Annotated in this window: 13 protein-coding genes; 4 read left to right on the top strand and 9 right to left on the bottom strand. The window is 46.9% G+C overall.

Translation table 11 applies throughout. From position 1 onward, the window contains the following. Positions 1-31: 31 nt before the first annotated feature. The 7 genes from CXK86_RS02245 to CXK86_RS02215 all read right to left on the bottom strand — a co-directional run bounded on the left by CXK86_RS02245 (position 32) and on the right by CXK86_RS02215 (position 10,101). Positions 32-1,618, bottom strand: a complete 1,587-nt coding sequence (locus tag CXK86_RS02245; RefSeq protein WP_101313415.1) for a helix-turn-helix domain-containing protein — start codon at positions 1,616-1,618, stop codon at positions 32-34. Further along, positions 1,615-3,396, bottom strand: a complete 1,782-nt coding sequence (locus CXK86_RS02240; RefSeq protein ID WP_101313414.1) for a cache domain-containing sensor histidine kinase — start codon at positions 3,394-3,396, stop codon at positions 1,615-1,617. Before CXK86_RS02240 ends, CXK86_RS02245 begins: the two co-directional genes overlap by 4 nt. Before the next feature lie 30 nt (positions 3,397-3,426). Further along, positions 3,427-4,281, bottom strand: coding sequence for a carbohydrate ABC transporter permease (locus tag CXK86_RS02235; RefSeq protein WP_165790059.1), 855 nt, complete (start codon positions 4,279-4,281; stop codon positions 3,427-3,429). A gap of 36 nt (positions 4,282-4,317) precedes the next feature. Beyond that, positions 4,318-5,199 carry a carbohydrate ABC transporter permease gene (locus CXK86_RS02230; RefSeq protein ID WP_047842406.1) on the bottom strand — a complete coding sequence of 294 codons (882 nt, stop codon included), beginning with the start codon at positions 5,197-5,199 and terminating at the stop codon, positions 4,318-4,320. Between the two features lie 101 nt (positions 5,200-5,300). Then, positions 5,301-6,614 (bottom strand): extracellular solute-binding protein, encoded by a 1,314-nt coding sequence (locus tag CXK86_RS02225; RefSeq protein ID WP_036609593.1) that lies wholly within the window; start codon positions 6,612-6,614, stop codon positions 5,301-5,303. 258 nt (positions 6,615-6,872) lie between these two features. Then, positions 6,873-8,966 carry an acyltransferase family protein gene (locus CXK86_RS02220; protein ID WP_076249881.1) on the bottom strand — a complete coding sequence of 698 codons (2,094 nt, stop codon included), beginning with the start codon at positions 8,964-8,966 and terminating at the stop codon, positions 6,873-6,875. Positions 8,967-9,540: 574 nt separating this feature from the next. Beyond that, positions 9,541-10,101, bottom strand: coding sequence for a flavin reductase family protein (locus tag CXK86_RS02215; RefSeq protein ID WP_076249882.1), 561 nt, complete (start codon positions 10,099-10,101; stop codon positions 9,541-9,543). Positions 10,102-10,334: 233 nt separating this feature from the next. On the opposite strand from CXK86_RS02215, the gene catA reads away from it, so the two are divergent. Next, a complete protein-coding gene (gene catA, locus CXK86_RS02205; RefSeq protein WP_076249883.1) occupies positions 10,335-10,982 on the top strand; it encodes a type A chloramphenicol O-acetyltransferase in 648 nt (215 codons plus the stop codon). 82 nt (positions 10,983-11,064) lie between these two features. Here catA and CXK86_RS02200 read toward each other — a convergent pair whose 3' ends face one another. Beyond that, positions 11,065-13,704 carry an adenosylcobalamin-dependent ribonucleoside-diphosphate reductase gene (locus CXK86_RS02200; protein WP_076249884.1) on the bottom strand — a complete coding sequence of 880 codons (2,640 nt, stop codon included), beginning with the start codon at positions 13,702-13,704 and terminating at the stop codon, positions 11,065-11,067. Between the two features lie 501 nt (positions 13,705-14,205). Between CXK86_RS02200 and CXK86_RS02195 the strand changes: the two genes are divergently transcribed. The 3 genes from CXK86_RS02195 (at position 14,206) to CXK86_RS02185 (ending at position 18,367) form a co-directional block, all read left to right on the top strand. Further along, positions 14,206-15,969 (top strand): DEAD/DEAH box helicase, encoded by a 1,764-nt coding sequence (locus CXK86_RS02195; protein WP_101313413.1) that lies wholly within the window; start codon positions 14,206-14,208, stop codon positions 15,967-15,969. A gap of 3 nt (positions 15,970-15,972) precedes the next feature. Further along, positions 15,973-17,172, top strand: coding sequence for a YqhG family protein (locus CXK86_RS02190; RefSeq protein WP_257467753.1), 1,200 nt, complete (start codon positions 15,973-15,975; stop codon positions 17,170-17,172). 211 nt (positions 17,173-17,383) lie between these two features. Beyond that, a complete protein-coding gene (locus CXK86_RS02185) occupies positions 17,384-18,367 on the top strand; it encodes a hypothetical protein (RefSeq protein ID WP_180361713.1) in 984 nt (327 codons plus the stop codon). Between the two features lie 82 nt (positions 18,368-18,449). Here CXK86_RS02185 and CXK86_RS02180 read toward each other — a convergent pair whose 3' ends face one another. Next, entirely contained in the window at positions 18,450-18,668 is a 219-nt protein-coding gene (locus CXK86_RS02180) for a YqzE family protein (protein WP_036609606.1), read from the bottom strand. Positions 18,669-18,765: the final 97 nt, after the last annotated feature.

The following is an 18,765-nucleotide window of genomic DNA, read 5'->3' as shown; positions in this document are numbered from 1 at the left end:
AGGCAAGACATGTTTCCTAATCTGCTCATTTCTAACTACCCGAAGGCTTGAACAACAACGCCTCTTCGCGATACTCACTCGGGGTCTTGCCCGTATGTTTTTTGAACAGTCTGCTAAAATATTTCACGTCCTCGTAGCCGCTGATTGCAGCGACTTCACTGACCTTCGCTGGAGACACCGCCAGCATATCCATCGCTCTTCGTATACGCATATCGGTGACAAAATCTCCGAAGGTCACACCCATTTCTTTTTTAAACAGCTCACTGAGGTGACCCGGATGCAAATGAACATGTCCAGCTACCTGCTGCAGATTAATATCCTGCGCCAATGAAGATTCAATATAACCGATAGCCTTCTGCACATGGGCAGCCTGTCCCTGACCCATTCGGCTATGATAGACATGCATCAGACCATACAGATGATGGAACAGCATATCCCCGAGGTCACCAGCTTCGGCATCCGGTTCCGGCAACCAGGGCTCGAGCCTTGCGGGTTCTTCACGCCCTGTGGCTCGCATTGTGCGAGTCAGCCAGCGATGACCTGCAATGACAGCCGAGTGCAAACAAGCATTGAACGATTCTGGTGTGACCTCCGGTTCTGTAATCAGATTAGCCACAAGTTCCCGCGTCCATGTCGTTAACGTGACTGAATCATTATCCAGCAATATTGTACCAAGTCTGGTCTCCTCTTCGTGCGTAAGTACAGTTTTACCACCTCGGCGATCCTGAACGTGCTCATAATGCCATACTTTATCATCCATCAAACCCCGATATCGGAAGGCAGCTGAAGCAGTTCTATAGCTTTCGTGCAGATCTGCATATCCACGCATAGGCAGACCTACCGCTGCTCGCAGGGTGCACTTCAGTAATTGTTCCACCCGACGTAATGCACTCTCCAGCCTGAACGTAGTTTCATGTTCTACAGGCGGCCATGAAACTACACAGATAATTTGCTGTTTCTCTACATGAGCAATCGCACCAGGTAACATATCCTCCAGGGTATTCTGCACCGCAAATCGTAATAGCGCATCCGAGGATCGATCCCAACCCTCTGCTCGAAGAATAATGACTTGTCTGAGAATCTGTTCATCATCAAGGCCAACAACCCCTGCCTCTTTTCCAGCATCAGATCGCAAGAATGAAGGAAAATGACCCGAAGCGGTGTCACCGTCAATGATCCACCCGGCAAATAACCGCTCTCGATTCTCCCGCATAAGCTGTCCCTCTCTGGACTTCTCTGCCCAACGTTCCGTGATGCGCTGTTTGGCCTGTAATACGGTTTTGATGATCTCTTCCGGTTTACTTGTTTTGAGCAGATAATCTGTAACGCCTTGGCGAATGGCCTGTTGGGCATAAGAAAAGTCATCGTATCCAGACAAAATAATGACCTCCAGCTCAGGTAACAATCGTAGTCCCTCTTCTGCCAGTTCCAACCCCGATCTGCCTGTCATCCGAATATCCGTCATCAGGATATTCGGACGTTCCTCAGCCATGCGTGTTAACGCCTCCTCTGCCGAGGCAGCAGGTTGAAGAAGCTCAATTCCGAGTTCATGCCACGCGATAACGCTGGCAAGCCCTGTACGGATAATCACTTCATCATCAACAATTAATAGTCTCATGGTAAACCCTCCAAGATTGGAATGGAAAACGAAATCCGAGTACCTCCCCCAACCCTGCTGTCTACTTCAAGCTGTGCATCCGCTCCATAATGGAGCAGCAGTCTCTCATTCACATTGCAGAGCCCATAACCGCCTTTGTTCAGCTGTTTTTCCGGCTGTTTTCCCTTCCATTCCCTAATGCTTATCCTTAATTGCTCCAGTCTGTCCGGCTCCATGCCGACACCATCATCCAGCACCAGCACATTTATCTGTTCATTATCCGGGTCCTTGCGAATCATTATGGTGATGGTACCCACGCCTGCTTTGGGCTGAATGCCATGAATCATGGCGTTCTCAACAAGCGGTTGCAGCAATAGCTTCAGCATCATTCGCTTCTCAAGCGCTGGATCTACGATATAATGCAACACAAATTGATCAGGGAAACGAATCGACTGCACACGCACATAATGGCGAATATGAGCAATCTCCTGTTCCACAAGGCAGTAATCCTGACCATTGTTCAAGCTGATACGTAGAAAATCACTTAGGCCCTCAACCATATCCGCAATCCGCTTCTCTTCAGACATCAAGGCAATCCAATGAATTGAAGAGAGCGTGTTATATAGGAAGTGCGGATTAATCTGCGCCTGAAGCACCCGAAGATCCGCTTCTTTTTTGCGAGCTTCACCTCGAATAACCTCTTCCTTTAATAACTGAATATGTGCACCGAGCAGATTGTAACTCTCCCCAAGCCTGCCAATCTCGTCATCACTTTCAGATCGAAACAGAGGAAGCGGGCGTTCCGGATCAATTCGGGACAGATGCCGGGTAAGCACACGAAGCGGCCTCGTCACACGCCGCACCGTAAACCAGACCAAGCCAGCACTGATCACAGCAGACATGGCAACGGCGCAGCCGGTTAGAATAAGAATGTACCGATTCTCGGACTTGTACTGGTCGTATGGGACTGTTCCAACCAACGTCCACCCCGTCAATTCTTCCGGATAATAGAGCAATGTCCGTTTATCGTCACCACTGCCATACGTGGTGGTTCCGCTACCGCCATCCTGAATTAACGTCGAAATCCCTGGTTCGACACCTTCCAGCTTAAGTCCAAGCCGGGATTTGTCCATCGAAGACAGAATCTCTCCAGAACTGCCGATGAGCTCCAGTCTGCCTTGCCCTCTGCCTAATCCCAGAGCGGCCCATCCCTTGGATATGGCCTTCTCATCCAGACTAATGGCTAACCAGCCGATGGGTCGATAATCATGGATACTACGGATTGGCCTAACCAATGTGATCACATTTTGTATACCCGCATAATTCTGGACCGGATATACCCCCGTCCATTTTTTCACTGCTTCTCCGCTCGGCACTGGTGGATAAGATAAGCTTGAATTATTGGATTCATACCAGGTAGCCGTAGACAATGTGGCATCGAATCGGCTTGGATATATGGCGATGTTGGCGATATATTTCTTGGAAGCCGCCAGATTGGTCATCCTGCCCAGGATATCCACCCGGTCCAGCTCATGATCTTCATTGTGGCTAAGATACTGCTGGATGTCCCGTTCTCCAATCAGGAAAATCGATAGGTTCTCGGCATCTTGCAGCATATAACGAAGATTTGCTTCCACCTGTTTCAGCGTATCCATGCCAGACAGTTTTGTTTTTTGCTCTGTAATGCGGGAAGAGATCAGAAAGGCGAACAGACCCAACGCCAGCAATGGCACAATCATTGAAGCCGTCACGACGACCGATAGCTTCCTTTGTAACGAAGATGTGAGCCAGCGTGCCAAACGTTTCTCCTCCTCTGGATGCGCTTTCGCTTATCCTTTGACAGCTCCGGCTGTCATGCCTTTCATAACTTGTTCCTGGAATACGAGATACAAGATAATGGTTGGAATAACCGACAGGGTCATGGCAGCAAGCGTTAATCCGTAATCGGTTTGATACCCATCCGCAAAGTTCGCAATGGCCAGCGGTAACGTTTTCAATCCGGTTTTGTTGATGAATACAAGCGCAAATGAAAAGTCATTCCACGCATGCAAGAAACTCAGGATCGTAACCGTTGACAACGCAGGCACAGACATGGGTAACATGATTCGGGTAAACAGCCCCCAAAGTCCTGTTCCATCAATAAAAGCTGCCTCTTCAATATCACGTGGAACACTTGTCAGATAAGCCGTAAGCACAAAAATGGCCGTAGGCAATGCAAAAGCCGTATAAGGTAATATTAAGGCCCAGTACGTATTTAGTAAGGACATCTGTTTCATTAGAATAAATAAGGGGACAAGCGTACTATGGATCGGAATAAGCATACCAACAACAAAGAAGGTCATGATCAACCCTTTCCAGCGAAACTGGAAACGAGCCAGGATGAATGAAGCCAGCGCTGCAATAAACAGCGTCAGAATAAGTGAACCCACCGATACGATTAGTGAATTGCCAAAAGCAGTCCCTAGCCTGGAGCTTTCCCATGCATTGCTGAAATTGGCAACATTCCAGTTTTCCGGCAGACCAAAGGGCCTGCTATAGAAATCTTCATTTGTTTTGAATGCACTAATCACGAGCCAGTAGAACGGATACAATGTTAAAATACCATAGACCGTTAGCAGCGTCCAAACAATTCCGCTACGTAAGCGACGAATCGGATGGCCCGAGCTGCTTCGAGGTGATGGCATGGATACAGGTGTCACGCGCATGATAGCTCCTCCTCTCTATTGATTCTCTTTTCGTTTGCGACTGGTTAGCCACTGGCTTGTTCCGATCAGCAGCAGGGAGATCAGTACGATGGTTGTGGAGATCGCACTACCAAAACCATATCGGTATGTTGTAAAGGTTGAATTGTACATATACGTTGCAAGCAGTTCCGTCGCATGTGCGGGACCACCCTTGGTCATGATGTAGACCAGATCGAATGATTTCAGACTACCCGAAATACATAGAATGATCGCTACCTGAACCGTACCCCAGATTATGGGCAAAGAGACCGATACCAGTTTCCGGATTCCTGAAGCACCGTCTATTTTGGCAGCATCATGAATCTCGCCTGGAATATTCTGTAGTGCCGAGATAAAGATAATCAGATACAACCCGACAAAGCTCCAGAGCAGCGGCGGTACCAATGAGAAAATGGCAATCTTGTCATCGGAAAGCCATTGTAGCTTCCAACTTTCCAGCCCCAGAGCGTCCAGCAGAAAGTTCAATATCCCGATCTGCGGATGATAGATATACTGCCAGATCATACCGATAACGACAGTGGATAACACCATCGGCAGAAATACGGCTGAGCGCAGAAACCGCTGTAATGGATTGCTTTTGTGTAATATGACCGCCAACATCAACGCTAACGGAATTTGTCCAAACACCGATGCCAACACAAAAATAACGTTATTTTTCAGTGCCCGCCAAAACACAGGATCATGCCAGATCTCTACGTAATTATCCACACCAATATATTTGGATGCGCCGATGCCGGACCAGTTGAAGAAACCGTAGTATGCCGACCACACGACCGGTACAAATACAAACAATGCATAAATGATGACTGCCGGGGCCAGCCCCAGCATAATAAAACGCCGACTTCGCAGTGCGTTCATCTGTTCACTTCCCTTCCATAAATTCCTTTACCAACTTGCAACTGACTGTCTCATTCATACTTAAAACCCCTCCCCTGCCGGGAAGGGGTTTTAACGAATGGTTACTGACTAACTGCATTGGCTTGAGCCGCCTGAATTTTAGCCGCAATGTCTTCGGCCTTGCCGCCCATAAGCAACTCTTGCAATGCATTATTAATAACCTCAACCGTTGCCGATCCCAGCTTGGAATCGTATACTGGCGTGATCTTCACTTCCTGCATCAGATCATATAATTCTACGAACAATGGATGTGCTTTGGTTTTGTCCAGATCAATCTTGTAACTCACCAATGTGCTGCTATCCAATGTGGCCTTCTGACCATCAGGTCCTGCCAGCGCGTAGAACAGCTCCATCGCTGCCTCTTTTTGTGCACCGCTCAGCTTTTTACTTACACCCAATCCGGTTCCTACTACACCGGATGTTGTTCTTGGTTCACCCTGACCTCCGTCCACTGGAGGAAGAATCGTAATATGTGTGTTGTTCAACACCTCTTCAGGTGCATTGTTCACCAGATTTGCCAAGGCCCATCCGCCGTTCATGACCATCGCTGCCTTACCTTGGAAATAAAGCTGCATCATCTGTGTCTCATCGATACTGTTGAATCCATCTTGGAATGCTTTGGTGTTGCCAAGCTCCTGCATCTTGTTCAAGGCTTCAATAAATTGTGGATCGGTAAAGCTAGCACCCTCTTGTGCTGCCGCTTTCAGGAACCAGTCCGTACCGGTAATCCGATCAGCCAGTGTACTGAATATCGTTGATTGAGCTACCCAGTTGGCTTTGTTGCCAAGTGCCATGGGAATGACTTTATTTTGATTAAAAGTAGCAATCGCTTGTTCCAGTTCCGCCCATGTCTCAGGCACTTTTACGTTGTACTGCTTGAAAAGAGCTTCATTGTAATAAATGAAGGAACTCGGCGCCAGATTCATCGGCACGGAGTAGATATTCCCGTCTACGGTGTATCCGTCCAATGCATTCGGGATAAAGTTATCTTTCCACTCCGGCTTTGCGTCCAGCTCTGCATTAATGGGCTGTAACAGGTCCCCTTTGACAAATTCCTTAGTCATGGCATCCGGCCACATCACGAACAGGTCTGGCATCTCGTTGGCAGCTGCCACCGTACGAAGCCGGGTTTTGAGACCATCTGTTGGCAAGCCTTCATCCACAACTTCAATATCTGGATGCGCCGCGCGAAAATCTTCAATAATTTTGCGCATCGCAACCGCCTTTGCATCCTGTCCGGTCCAGTTGTGCCAGAGTGTGACGGTTACTTTGTCATTGCCGCTGCCTCCTTCTGAAGTGTCCCCGCCAGCACAGCCAGCAAGAATAATGGAGAACAATGTTATTGCCAGGAAACCTGAAAGCCATTTTTTTAACATCTCTATAATCCCCCTCGGCGATTTGAATACACTTATTGTAAATGTTAACGCTATCATACCGTAAGGTGACGATCCACGGATGCAGGGGTGAAAAATATCGGTTCCCCTGTTTGGAATTTACTTTGCTGACTTATTTGTTCATAACAACTAAAAAGAGCCCTCACAATGAGAGCTCTTTCTTGTTGCAGCCGTTGGTAGCTTCACCCCAGGCTATATATAATGAATAAGTGCTAAATCGTATTAAATATGGATTGCGTATTATTGGATACTGTTTTTCACCAGTTCTGCAAAAGCTTCGGACCCTTGCGTAGTGAGATGTACGCCATCTTTTTCAAAATATTCGTCATGTCCCTCACTTGCACTGTTCCAGTCAATCAAGGAGACATTGCTGTATTTGGATGCAGCCTCATTCAATGCCCTGTTCACCGTTCGTTCCCACGGACGAGGTACGCGCACAGTAACCAGAAATACCTGATCCTCATCTTTCAGATAATCAAGCACAGCATTCAAGTTTTTGGAGTTAAAGGAACCATTCGTCCCGAGCTCCAGCACCACTTTGCTGCCCATTTGGTTGTTTTGTTTCAGACCTTCCAATACATCGCCTGCCTGCCACATCTGACGACCGACATGTCCGTCCACATACACTCCCGATATACTTTGCTCCAGATACGGTTTTGCATCCAAAATCACCGAATCTCCAATGACGGTATAATGAACCTTGCCATCCTGGGCAGGAGGAGCCGTTTCTTCATTGTCCTGAGATGAATCAGGTGCATCATCCGTATGATCCGTATTATCGGATTGATTCGCTCCGGCGTCATCCGGTGTATCATTCTCGTTAGTCACGGAGTCATCGGCCGGCTTATCTTCAGACTGACCGTCCTTACCAGGATTCACTGAATTGTCTTGGTCGTCAGGTTTTGAATCTGGAGCAGACTCTCCCGTTGGCTTCTCATTTTTCCCCGGATCATCTTTCGTTCCTGCTTCCGGTTTATGGGTATGAGCATCGTTCTTTTCGCCAGAGCCTGACGTCGCTGTAATAGCTGGCAACACATCCTGTCCCTGTTCCTCCGCTACGGAATTCTCTCCATTTAATGTGTTGGACATCGATACCGAATGGGAGTCAGAGTTCGCTGCATGTGAGACCATCATCTGAGATACCGTATAGGACAACAGCAGAATCGTCATCAACAGACCTGCCCGCTTCCACCATACGTTACGTATACCGATTGATGACCGCCCTCTTCCCCATATTCGGGACCAAGAATCACGGAATCCATTGTACCGAATCGGATTTTCAATATATTTAAGGGACAATGAGGCCAGTACAACCGTTGCAGCAACCTGTAAAATGATTCGTACAGGATGTGCTCCTCCCGTATCCACCGCGGGATTGGTTAACATAATGACTGGATAATGCCACAGATATAATCCGTAGGATCGCTCTCCGATCCAGCGTAATGGCTTCGCGCCAATGATACGTGCCAGGAAAGACGATGGGTGAGCCAACACCGCTACCAGCAACGTTGTTGCGATAGCTTGAAGCACCATGCCCCCTTGATACAGAAACGGATCATATTCACTGCTGTTCAGCATCATGTAGATTAACAAAGCGAGCGCAGCAAGTCCCGACACATCGAGCACAAGCCGGTTCATGCCAGACAGAGAGTTCGATAGCTTGCGACTAGGCCACACCACGGCAAGAGCAGCACCAGCAAGCAGTGCAAATGCCCGCGTGTCTGTTCCATAATATACACGGCTCGGGTCCAAATCCGGATTATACATGATGGCCATTGCGCCAGCAGATAATTCAGCTGCGACGACAATGAAAACGACCAGCCATCCCTTTCTTTTGAACACTACGATTGCTGCGATCAGTAGAAGAGGCCATATAAGATAAAATTGCTCTTCCACAGCCAGTGACCAGAAATGTCCAAACGGTGATGGAGGGCCAAAACTTTCGAAATAGGAAACGTTGTGAAAGATATACCACCAATTGCTTATGTATAATACACCCGAAACGATATCACCACGAAGCGCAGCAAGCCGGGATGGATCTGTACAAGCCAACCAGATCATCACCACAGCTGTCATGGTCAGCATGCCTGGAAGCAAACGCCTTACCCGTCTTACCCAGAAATCACCGAGTGAAATGCGTCCATGTTCCTGCCACTGTGACACGAGAATATCTGTAATTAAATATCCCGAGAGAACAAAAAATATACCTACACCGAGCAGTCCGCCCGGGATAAAATCCAAATTTAGATGATACGCGATTACCGCAAGTACAGCGATGGCTCGCAAGCCGTCAAGTCCGTTCATATGTCTCTTACGATTTAACGATTGTGACATGCATGCCCCTCCTTGTTACTGTGAGTCAACAACATCGGTGTTGGGGGCATAAAGGAACTCCTGATCGTTCTGGTTGTCATTAACATACGTATTGCACCTTCCATCTTTCATTTACAGCATAAGAAAAGCTTCTGTTTGAAGCACGATCCGATGATGCGACATTCTGTGTGAATTCTATAATCTTAAAGAAGACGATTTGCCTGTCCATTAAGTTTAATTATTAAAATATTCTTTATATTCATTCGTGAGTTCACGTTTAGCATTATACGCCCGAAATAAGCCTCATACTTTACAGGAATAGTTACAAACGATTAAACCGATGTAACCTTTCCTGCCAGCTCATATAGCTGTAAAATCATACTCTAATTTTGTCGTTAAATATAGTACTTTTCATCGAGTGGCTAAAATTACCTGTCTCACTTGCGCAAACCAGCATACCCACGCACACATCGATTGAAACAATTGAATTCATAACAAAAGGCTGCCGACTTGCTCAGCAGCCAATATCCATTATAAACCTATGTCAGACCGGATTGAAAGTTTTGCTCATAATTGCTTCTTCTTGCCTAGGACCCTAGAGGTGGAACGGGTGAATCTTTTCTTCTGTCCTCGCATCCATGATCCGGTATGCTGAACGCCCTGTGTACATTGGGATTTGCAACTTCTCCAGATCAACCATTCCATTCTCCAGAAAGTACTTCTGATCCTGATATCGCTGCAACACTTCGCCTGCAATCCATTCATGGTCACCATATGTCGTAATATCCATAACCTTGCATTCATAAGCAAAATAAGCATCTGTCAACATGGGTACACTTACCTTGATTCCTTCCTCATATGGAATGCCGAATCTTGTGAATTTATCCGTATCTCTTCCACTGAACGTTCCTGCAGCTTGAATCCACTCTGATCGATGACCTGGTAGGAAATGAACACCGAATACGCCACTCTTCTCAATGAGTTCATAGGAGTATGTTTCCTTACGAAGGGAGATGCCGTATACGCCTGGTGATGACCCGATGTATGTATGCCATCCGGACGCCATCACATTCTGGACTCCCTCATGACGTGAAGTCACCACCGCTACCATTCCAGGATAAGAATAAAATATGGGTTCTTCTATCGGCTGACGCATCTAATCCCCTCTCTTCTTCGTTATAAACACAACTTTAATTATAAAGGAAAGAAACAGGTTGAAAAAGCGTTTTGCAGAGGATTTCGCTATAAGCGACACATTCAGTATCATGTTATACTGAGATGGATCAATTTCTAAAAATACAATACTGGGAATGTGATAGGATATGGTCAAATCAGTCAAATATACCTCCTAAATAAAAGACATTATTCAAATTTAGGAGGTTATAACTTATGTTTAATTCAATCGTGTTAGATCAGTGGGATCGAAAGCCATACTTTGACCACTACTTGAATCAGGTCAGATGTACCTACAGCATAACTGCTAATCTGGATATCACTCTATTGATCAACGAACTGAAGCTTAAAGGATTGAAGTTCTATCCGGCTCTTATTCATATGATCTCTACGGTTGTCAATGCACACAGGGAATTTCGAACCTGTTTTGATGCCGAGGGGAAATTGGGCTACTGGGACGAAATGTCTCCGAGTTATACAATTTTTCATGAGGACAACAAAAGTTTCTCAACGATCTGGACAGCATTCCATGAAGATTTCGAGACGTTCCACATTCGTTATCTGGAAGATATGAAGAATTACAAAGATCACAAACAATTTGTTGCCAAACCCAATGAACCGCCAAATACTTTTCCCGTTTCCAGTATTCCTTGGGTGAACTTTACGGCATTTAATCTGAATATTTACAACGAGGGAACCTACTTGTTGCCTATTTTCACGATGGGGAAATATGTACAACAGAACGATAAAGTATATCTTCCCTTATCCGTTAAGTTACATCACGCCGTGTGCGACGGCTACCATGCTGGTGTTGTATTTAATGAATTGCAATCACTTGCAGATCGATGCCAGGATTGGTGTTAGTTAGCTAAATGACAAAAAGGCATTCCTGACTTCATGATGGAGTCAGGAGTGCCTTTCTTTTTCTCTTTTTTTCAAAAGATATTTAATTGCACTTACTGTACCCGCAGTTGCTGCATGTTCTGCATCCTTCCACATTCATCAGGGATGCCGAGCCGCATGAAGGACATAAATCTCTCGATTCGGTAAAGGTTTTCTGATCCTCCACTTTTGGATACGTGCTCTCCACTTGACTCTGTTCTTGTAATGCTCCAGTTTTGTTCTCCTGCACATCGCTCTGTACATGACTTTCCAATGCTTTGGCGACTGCATCAGCAATCGATTCAACCCTATTGGCTCCGAAACCAATCGCTCCCGAACCACCGATTCCCTTGAGATGTTTGATCAACAGTTCAACCTTTTGCCCATGATCTCCGTATCGAAGGAACAGAGAGCATACTCGACCGAGTGCCTCAGCCATGGCAAACACATCCGATCCCGCTTTGCCCACGTTCAGGAAGATCTCACCCGGGGTTCCCTCCAGATCATTGATCGTAATGTAAGCCATACCAAATGGCGTATTGATTTTGTATGTCGCACCGCGCAGTACTTGAGGACGGCTTCTGTATTGTTTATCCAGTACTGTAGAAGAGGACGGGGCTTGATCAGAAGAATGCGTTCTAACACCAACCTGGCTATTGGAAGTTCCATCACTTGCCTGTACTTCAGCATTATTCGGGTTTTCTATAGCAGATACGACTGTCTTCTCTTCAGCTTCCGCCGTGTTCTGATCTTCACCTTGGGTCTCTTCCTTCTTCGACGTGGACAACACCTGCACATCCCTGCTGCCGTCGCGGTATATCGTTACTCCCTTGCAACCAAGGTCGAAGGCCAGTTCGTACAGCTCAGCCGTATCCTCCACTGTAAAATCAGCCGGACAGTTGGCCGTCTTCGAGATCGAACTATCCACCCATTGCTGGATCGCAGCCTGCACCCGTATGTGATTCTCAGCCGACAAATCCATTGCCGTCACATAATAGTCTGGTAAAGCTTCACCCGGATGTTCATCCAGCCAGTCTTGTGCAATCGGTACGAACTGTTCATCATAACCTAGACGGCTTTGACGGAAATACTTGAAGGCGAAATACGGCTCAATACCTGTTGATGTGCCCACCATCGTACCTGTACTTCCCGTTGGCGCTTGTGTGATCAGTGTGACATTTCGAATGCCCTGTTTACGGATGGCCTCTCCCACTTCAGGGTACGTCGCAACCATGTTTTTCATGAATCCACTCTGTAAATACGGTTCAGCTTCGAAAGCTGGGAAAGCTCCCTTCTCTGCTGCAATCTGTGCCGATGCCAGATAGGCCTCCTTCGCCATGAATCCATACAGTTTATCCAGAAAAACAAGAGATTCAGGACTGCCGTATCGAATACGCAGCTTAATCATCAGCTCTGCCAGTCCCATCGTGCCAAGCCCAACCCGGCGTTCCCGCTGCTGATTCAGTCTATTTTCCTCAAAATGATATGGTGTTGCATCGATGACATTATCCAAAAATCTAGTCGAGATACGAGTGGTTTCCGCCAGTTCATCCCATGCCACATCATGATTTGTTTCATCGTAGAATTTGGACAGATTAATGGCAGACAGATTACATACACCCCAGCCAGGCAGGCCTTGTTCCCCGCACGGATTAGTACAGATAATCGGATTGAAATACCAGCTGTTGGACATCTGGTTGTAGTACTCCATGAATACCACACCAGGCTCTGCCGATTTCCAGGCTGATTCAATAATGGTATGCCAGATTTTGCGAGCCTTCAGTGTACGATAGTGCACCACCGAATGACCTGCGGCTTTCCATTGCTGCATATCCCCGTTCCACTCGGTGTCGTAGTCCGGATCGTTTGTATCGGGGAAAACCAAGTCCCAATCTCCGTCCTGCTTGACAGCCTCCATAAATGCGTTGCTCACACATACAGACAGATTGGCATTGGTCACCTGCCCCATCGTTTGTTTCACGGTAATAAAATCAAGCACATCTGGATGCCAGTCATTCATCATGAGCATGAGCGCACCCCGGCGGCTTCCACCCTGTTCAATCAGTCCAGTCGTATAACTGAACAAGCCACCCCAGGATACGGAACCGCTAGATGATCCGTTGACACCTTTCACCACCGCTCGGCGAGGACGCAAAGAGGACAAATTAATACCTACGCCTCCCCCACGTGCCATAATTTCCGTCATCTCGGTCAAAGTCTTCATGATGCCACCCCGACTGTCTTGCGGAGATGGAATGACATAACAATTGAAGAGTGTCAACTCATCGCTTGCCCCCGCACCTGCAGCAATTCGGCCTCCGGGTACTAACTTCCAATCTTCCAACACAGAGCGGAACTTGGACTCCCACGTTGCCCGCTTATCAGCTGTGGATTCGACAGAAGCCATCGCTTTGGCAAGACGGTCCCACATCTCTTCCGGTGTTTTTTCTATGTTGAGTGTCAATTTCTCCACACTTGTCTCGATCATCTCTCCGCTTCGAGTTCTTACCTGTACAAGCTGACCCTGACGTTCTATGATTTCGCCCACTTCCTTGGTTGGGAACTTCGGATCATCCTTCGTTAATACCAATACCACATCTCCGACCTTGGCATGATTCGAATCAGCGTCCTTCCAGGCGTATCGGTCCAGAAATATTTTTTCGCTAAGTCCTTCTAATTGGTACGATCGTTGGTTCGATTTCATCGCTACATTCAACCTCCCCGGTATAAAGCTCCATGTTCACTATATGAGTAAATTATGATGAGACACCACATATAGTGATATAAATTCAGTATAATACACCATATATTGATTTTCCATATGACTTTTATCATAATCCATCTTCATATACTCCCTATACTCGGACAAGCTTCTTGTAAATAAACTGTAGTTCACATTGGTTCAACTAAACTTTTTACACAAGAACGGAGAGGACAGAAATAACCTGAAGAAGCGAAGCGTTGGCCTAAAAGCTTTCTGAAAGAAAGCTGCATCGAAAGCATACGCTATCCCCGGGTTTTCCCCCTTTGGACAAGGGAATCAAAAAAATCTGGGGATAACAGCGATTGGAAGGTTATTCTGTCATCGGAGTGACAAGTGTAAATATTCCTTATTTGAACCCACATAGTTATGAACTGACTCTCATTCGTCCATACTATTACCTACGAATAAAACGTCATCACGTATGGCAGGGGAGGAAACACCATGAACCGGAAAAACCCGCATCACACGAATCAACCTGTAGCCGAGCTGCCCGTTCCTTTAGAATTTGATCGGACTTGGATTAATCAATTAGAATCACGACTGGATAAAGGAGGTCCTTGGGGGGATTATCGACTCTTCCAACTGGGCATTCAAGCCGAAGAGACCAACCTGATTCCCAATTTTGACGAGATCCAATGTCTCAAGCATCTACAAGGCCTTACCCCACTCCCTCACCAGATGGACACTGCTCGCAGAGTATTATTTGAAATGTCAGGCCGGGCCATTCTCGCCGATGAGGTGGGTCTGGGCAAAACCATTGAAGCCGGTCTCATTCTGAAAGAATATATGGTTCGGGGTCTCGTATCCAAGGTACTCATTCTCGTGCCTGCCTCTCTTGTACTGCAATGGGTACGGGAGTTGAATTCAAAATTTGGCATCCCTGCTATTGCCCAGAAAAAGGCCTATTCCTGGCAGAATGAAGTTGTTGTTGCTTCCATGGATACAGCCAAACGTGACCCGCATAAAGATATGCTGCTGAATACTGATTACGACATGATTATTATTGACGAGGCTCATAAGCTCAAAAACAAGAAAACAACCAACTATCAATTCATGCTGAAATTGCGCAAAAAGTATTGTCTGCTGCTCACGGCTACACCTGTGCAGAACGATATGAGCGAGTTGTTCAATCTGATCAACCTGCTGAAGCCCGGTCAACTGGGTCGTCAGGGTGACTTTGCGGCCAACTTTGTTGTAGACAAACGGGTTCCGAAAAATCAGGAACAGCTTAAGAACGAGTTATCCAAAGTCATGATTCGTAACCGCCGCGGCGAAGGCCCCGTTCAATTTACCAAACGGAATGTCTCCAACGTGAATCTGCAACTATCGCCTGAAGAACAAGCGCTTTATGATGGCGTGACTTCATTTGTTAAAGACCAGTACCAGGAAGCTGGCGGCAACCTAAGTAGCATGCTCTCCCTTGTTACATTGCAGCGTGAAGTGTGCAGCAGTCGAGATGCTGTATTCGTGACGCTGGTTAATCTGTCGAAGAAACTTCCGCTGGACTCTCCCCTTCGGGACAAGATTTGGGAACTCGTTGCCCATATTAAAGCGATCAAGGAGAATACCAAAGCGGAGAAAACGATGGAACTGGTTCGGAACATGAATGAAAAAGTAATTATCTTCACCGAATACCGGGCCACGCAGGAGTATCTGCTAAACTATTTCCGCAACAATGGGCTTACGGCTGTACCCTATCGGGGTGGCATGAATCGAGGCAAAAAAGACTGGATGATGGATCTCTTCCGCGGGCGTGTGCAGGCCATGATTGCAACCGAAGCAGGTGGTGAGGGCATCAATCTGCAATTTTGCCATCATATGATCAACTTTGATCTGCCTTGGAACCCTATGCGGGTAGAGCAGCGGATCGGTCGGGTACACCGGCTGGGACAGCAAAATGACGTGAACATCTTCAATTTATCCACGACTGGAACCATAGAGGAACATATTCTGAATCTGCTGCATGAGAAGATCAATATGTTTGAGATGGTGATCGGCGGGCTGGATGTCATTCTGGAACGGCTGGAGAAGAAGGAGTCTATTGAGAAAAGTTTGTACAAAATCATGCTGGAATCACAAACTGATGAAGATATTCGCCGCAAAATGGATTCACTTGGACAATCGTTGAACTCTATTCAACGTGAGGTTTCAGATGAAGGGCCTGCCGTATCCGGGTTGTTAGATCTTCGCAAAGGAGGTAGCTAACTCATGACCATGTCTCCCCATGAAGTGCAGGCTTATGTTCTCACCTATCTGGAAGCACTGGATTGTCAGATTATGGAGCGTTCCCCTGCCCATGTTACAGTCAAACTCTCGCCTGAGGCGGACAAAGCGTTGACCAATCGCCCCTATTATTGGGGGTTTGTGGAACGAACCGGAGCACCCGCTGAGACGATGTCCTTTACATTTATATTTGATCCTGACAGTTATCAGCAGGCCATTGAAGCAGCAGAAGCCACAGCTGCGCAAGCATCACCTCCTGCTGTTCCTAACCCTGATGGAACGAATGGCGTAACCAACGGCAGTCCTCAAGGGGAATCACCAAAAGAAACTATTCTAGGCCGTTACTTCGGTATTACGCCATCACTGCCACAGCTGGGACCAGGACGAATATTGCGTGAAGAAGTGGTGTATGGCAGTCGCAGACTGCAGCAGATTTTCGGCGCTGCCCGTGAAGGCGGTGCCTTCGTGAACCTGTTCGAACAGGCTGCCAAACGGCAATTGCGGGCTACAGCGCCAGCCGTATATGAGCCTTGGCTTGGTGTGTGTTTCAAGGTGGAATTCGCCTGTGATTTGAAACGGGAGGAATTGCATTTTCTCGGCATCTCCCTTCGCTCGGGTGAAATTATAGAAAAATTCGGCACGAAGCTGAACCGACGTGATCTCAGTCCGAGGCTTGCGGAGAACATGCATGTACAGACAGCTAAAGTTTCGTTATTTGATGCCGGAGCTGCTTTGGAATCTCATTTGACGAACCGCTTGCTGGAACTCGATTATAGCTGGGCAGAGAAAGCCCAAGAGCGGCTTGATCTGGAGCTGGACGTGTTGGACACCTACTATGAGGCGGTACTCCGGGAAGATACGCCTGAGGTAGAATTACCAGGTAACATAACCTCAGACACGGAGAATGAGAATGTCCATTCTGACCGCACCCCACCTGCACCACTGATAAAAGTTGTGGATATAACTAACGCTAAACCCATTGGAGCAGATGTAGAACTGGCGGCAGAGGCCGCAGTACCGATCGACTCCGAGACAGATGCCGAAGAAGAGAAAGCAAAACAGGCGGTAATCGATCGCGAAGCTATGAAACTGCAGTATGAGACACGCCGGACCGAGATGATCTGGCAATATGAACCCAAAGTGAAAGTGACTGCCATTAGCAGCGGCATGTTTCACTTAAGATAGACGAAGACACTACTTTTCCTGCAAATGCTGGCAAAAGTAGTGTTTATTCATGATCAGCCGCCCGACAGGTTGCAGCAACCTTTGCATAACCTGTCCCCTAGAATGAAATTAGGACCCGCTCAGGTAACGGATAAATGAAAAAGTAGGTGTAAATTTGAAACGATTCTTTCATACGTGTTGGAACAACGCTCGGAAAACAACCTGTATAACCTTGGGCTTGCTCAGTTGTCTTGCCCTATTCTCTTTTTGGTCGATAGCCAATGCAGAGGAACAAAAAACATCTTCGCTATCCCCCGCATCATCAATTGAGTATAGTCCCAAACATCATGCCATTCAGAATGAAAAGCTAGCTCCCGCTGCTGTGCAACGGTTTGCAGAGCAACAAGCTGTTACACTTGGTACAGCTAACGGCGAAGTGCATTGGAAGAACGCCGACCTGGACTTCTACCCTCTGGGGCCGGGTTTACATAGCTGGCTCGTACAAGCTGAGTTTGAAGGCAAACCGATCGGATATATGATTATTACGGCCACAGAGCAGGGTCAGTTGATGCTTAGTGAATATGGTCATGGAGAACAGTCACCATACAACAATGAACTTCTTGGACAAACCTTGGATCGACAACATGTGAACCTTGAGGCATTACTTGCTGCCGGAGGAGAGCTTCATCTTGGTTATGCTCTTCCCCTGCTGGCTTATTGGAAAGTGGAACAACCTAATCATCCTGCACTTTATATCGATGCTACGAACGGAGATGTACTACCGTCAGAGTTTCTGAACCTGCTGGAGGCTGATTCCAAACAGAACTCTGCCAGCATAACTGATTTATCCACAACGCCATCTTTCTCAGTCGATCCACTTCATCTCCGACCCGTGTTCAATCCGGCTGACAATCTGTTGTGGATTACCTCCAAACCTGTTGCTGCCGACCGGGCACAAGATGTGATACAACACGGGGAGAATCAAGAGATTGTTTTCTCAGCGGGTGATCGTAACGTTGTATACGGCGGTCCTCTACCCGTTAGCGGTTACCAGCTATGGCATGCAGATCTGGAAGCAGAGTCCATTCTATATGTAGCGCTAGGTGGAAAATCATCCATTCAACGCTTTGTTCCTTTAAGCACATTGCAGCAAGATGGCCATTTTTACATCGTATATCCTTCATCATCAGCAAATTCTCAAGATACATTCAGATAACCTGTAAAACAACAAATAAGACGCCTTCCCATTTTATTAAGGGATTGCGTCTTTTGGCTTTAGTGAAATAGGTAAGCGATAGTCACCCTTTACCGGAAGAACTTCGTTTATGAGACTGTGTATCGAATTCTTTTTCCTTTTTCCCCACCCACAGGGATACAGCGAAAGGGATCATACCAAACCACTTCATCGCCCACGGCTCTTTCCTTTTGGTGCGACCTTTCCGCTCATCCTTCGGCGTATCGATATAATGAACAACACGCTGCGTAATGTATTTTACCAACTCATCACTTTTGGCCATACCTCTGCCTCCTTCGCTCCTGCACATTCGCGGAGCTTACGATAGTTCTATTGTGTGCAGGATGTGTACTGGTTAAACATTTTTTTATTGAAAGAAG

Origin of the sequence: Paenibacillus sp. BGI2013 (assembly GCF_002843485.1) — a bacterium.
GTDB lineage: Bacteria > Bacillota > Bacilli > Paenibacillales > Paenibacillaceae > Paenibacillus > Paenibacillus amylolyticus.
This window is presented reverse-complemented; position numbering and strand designations above follow the sequence as displayed.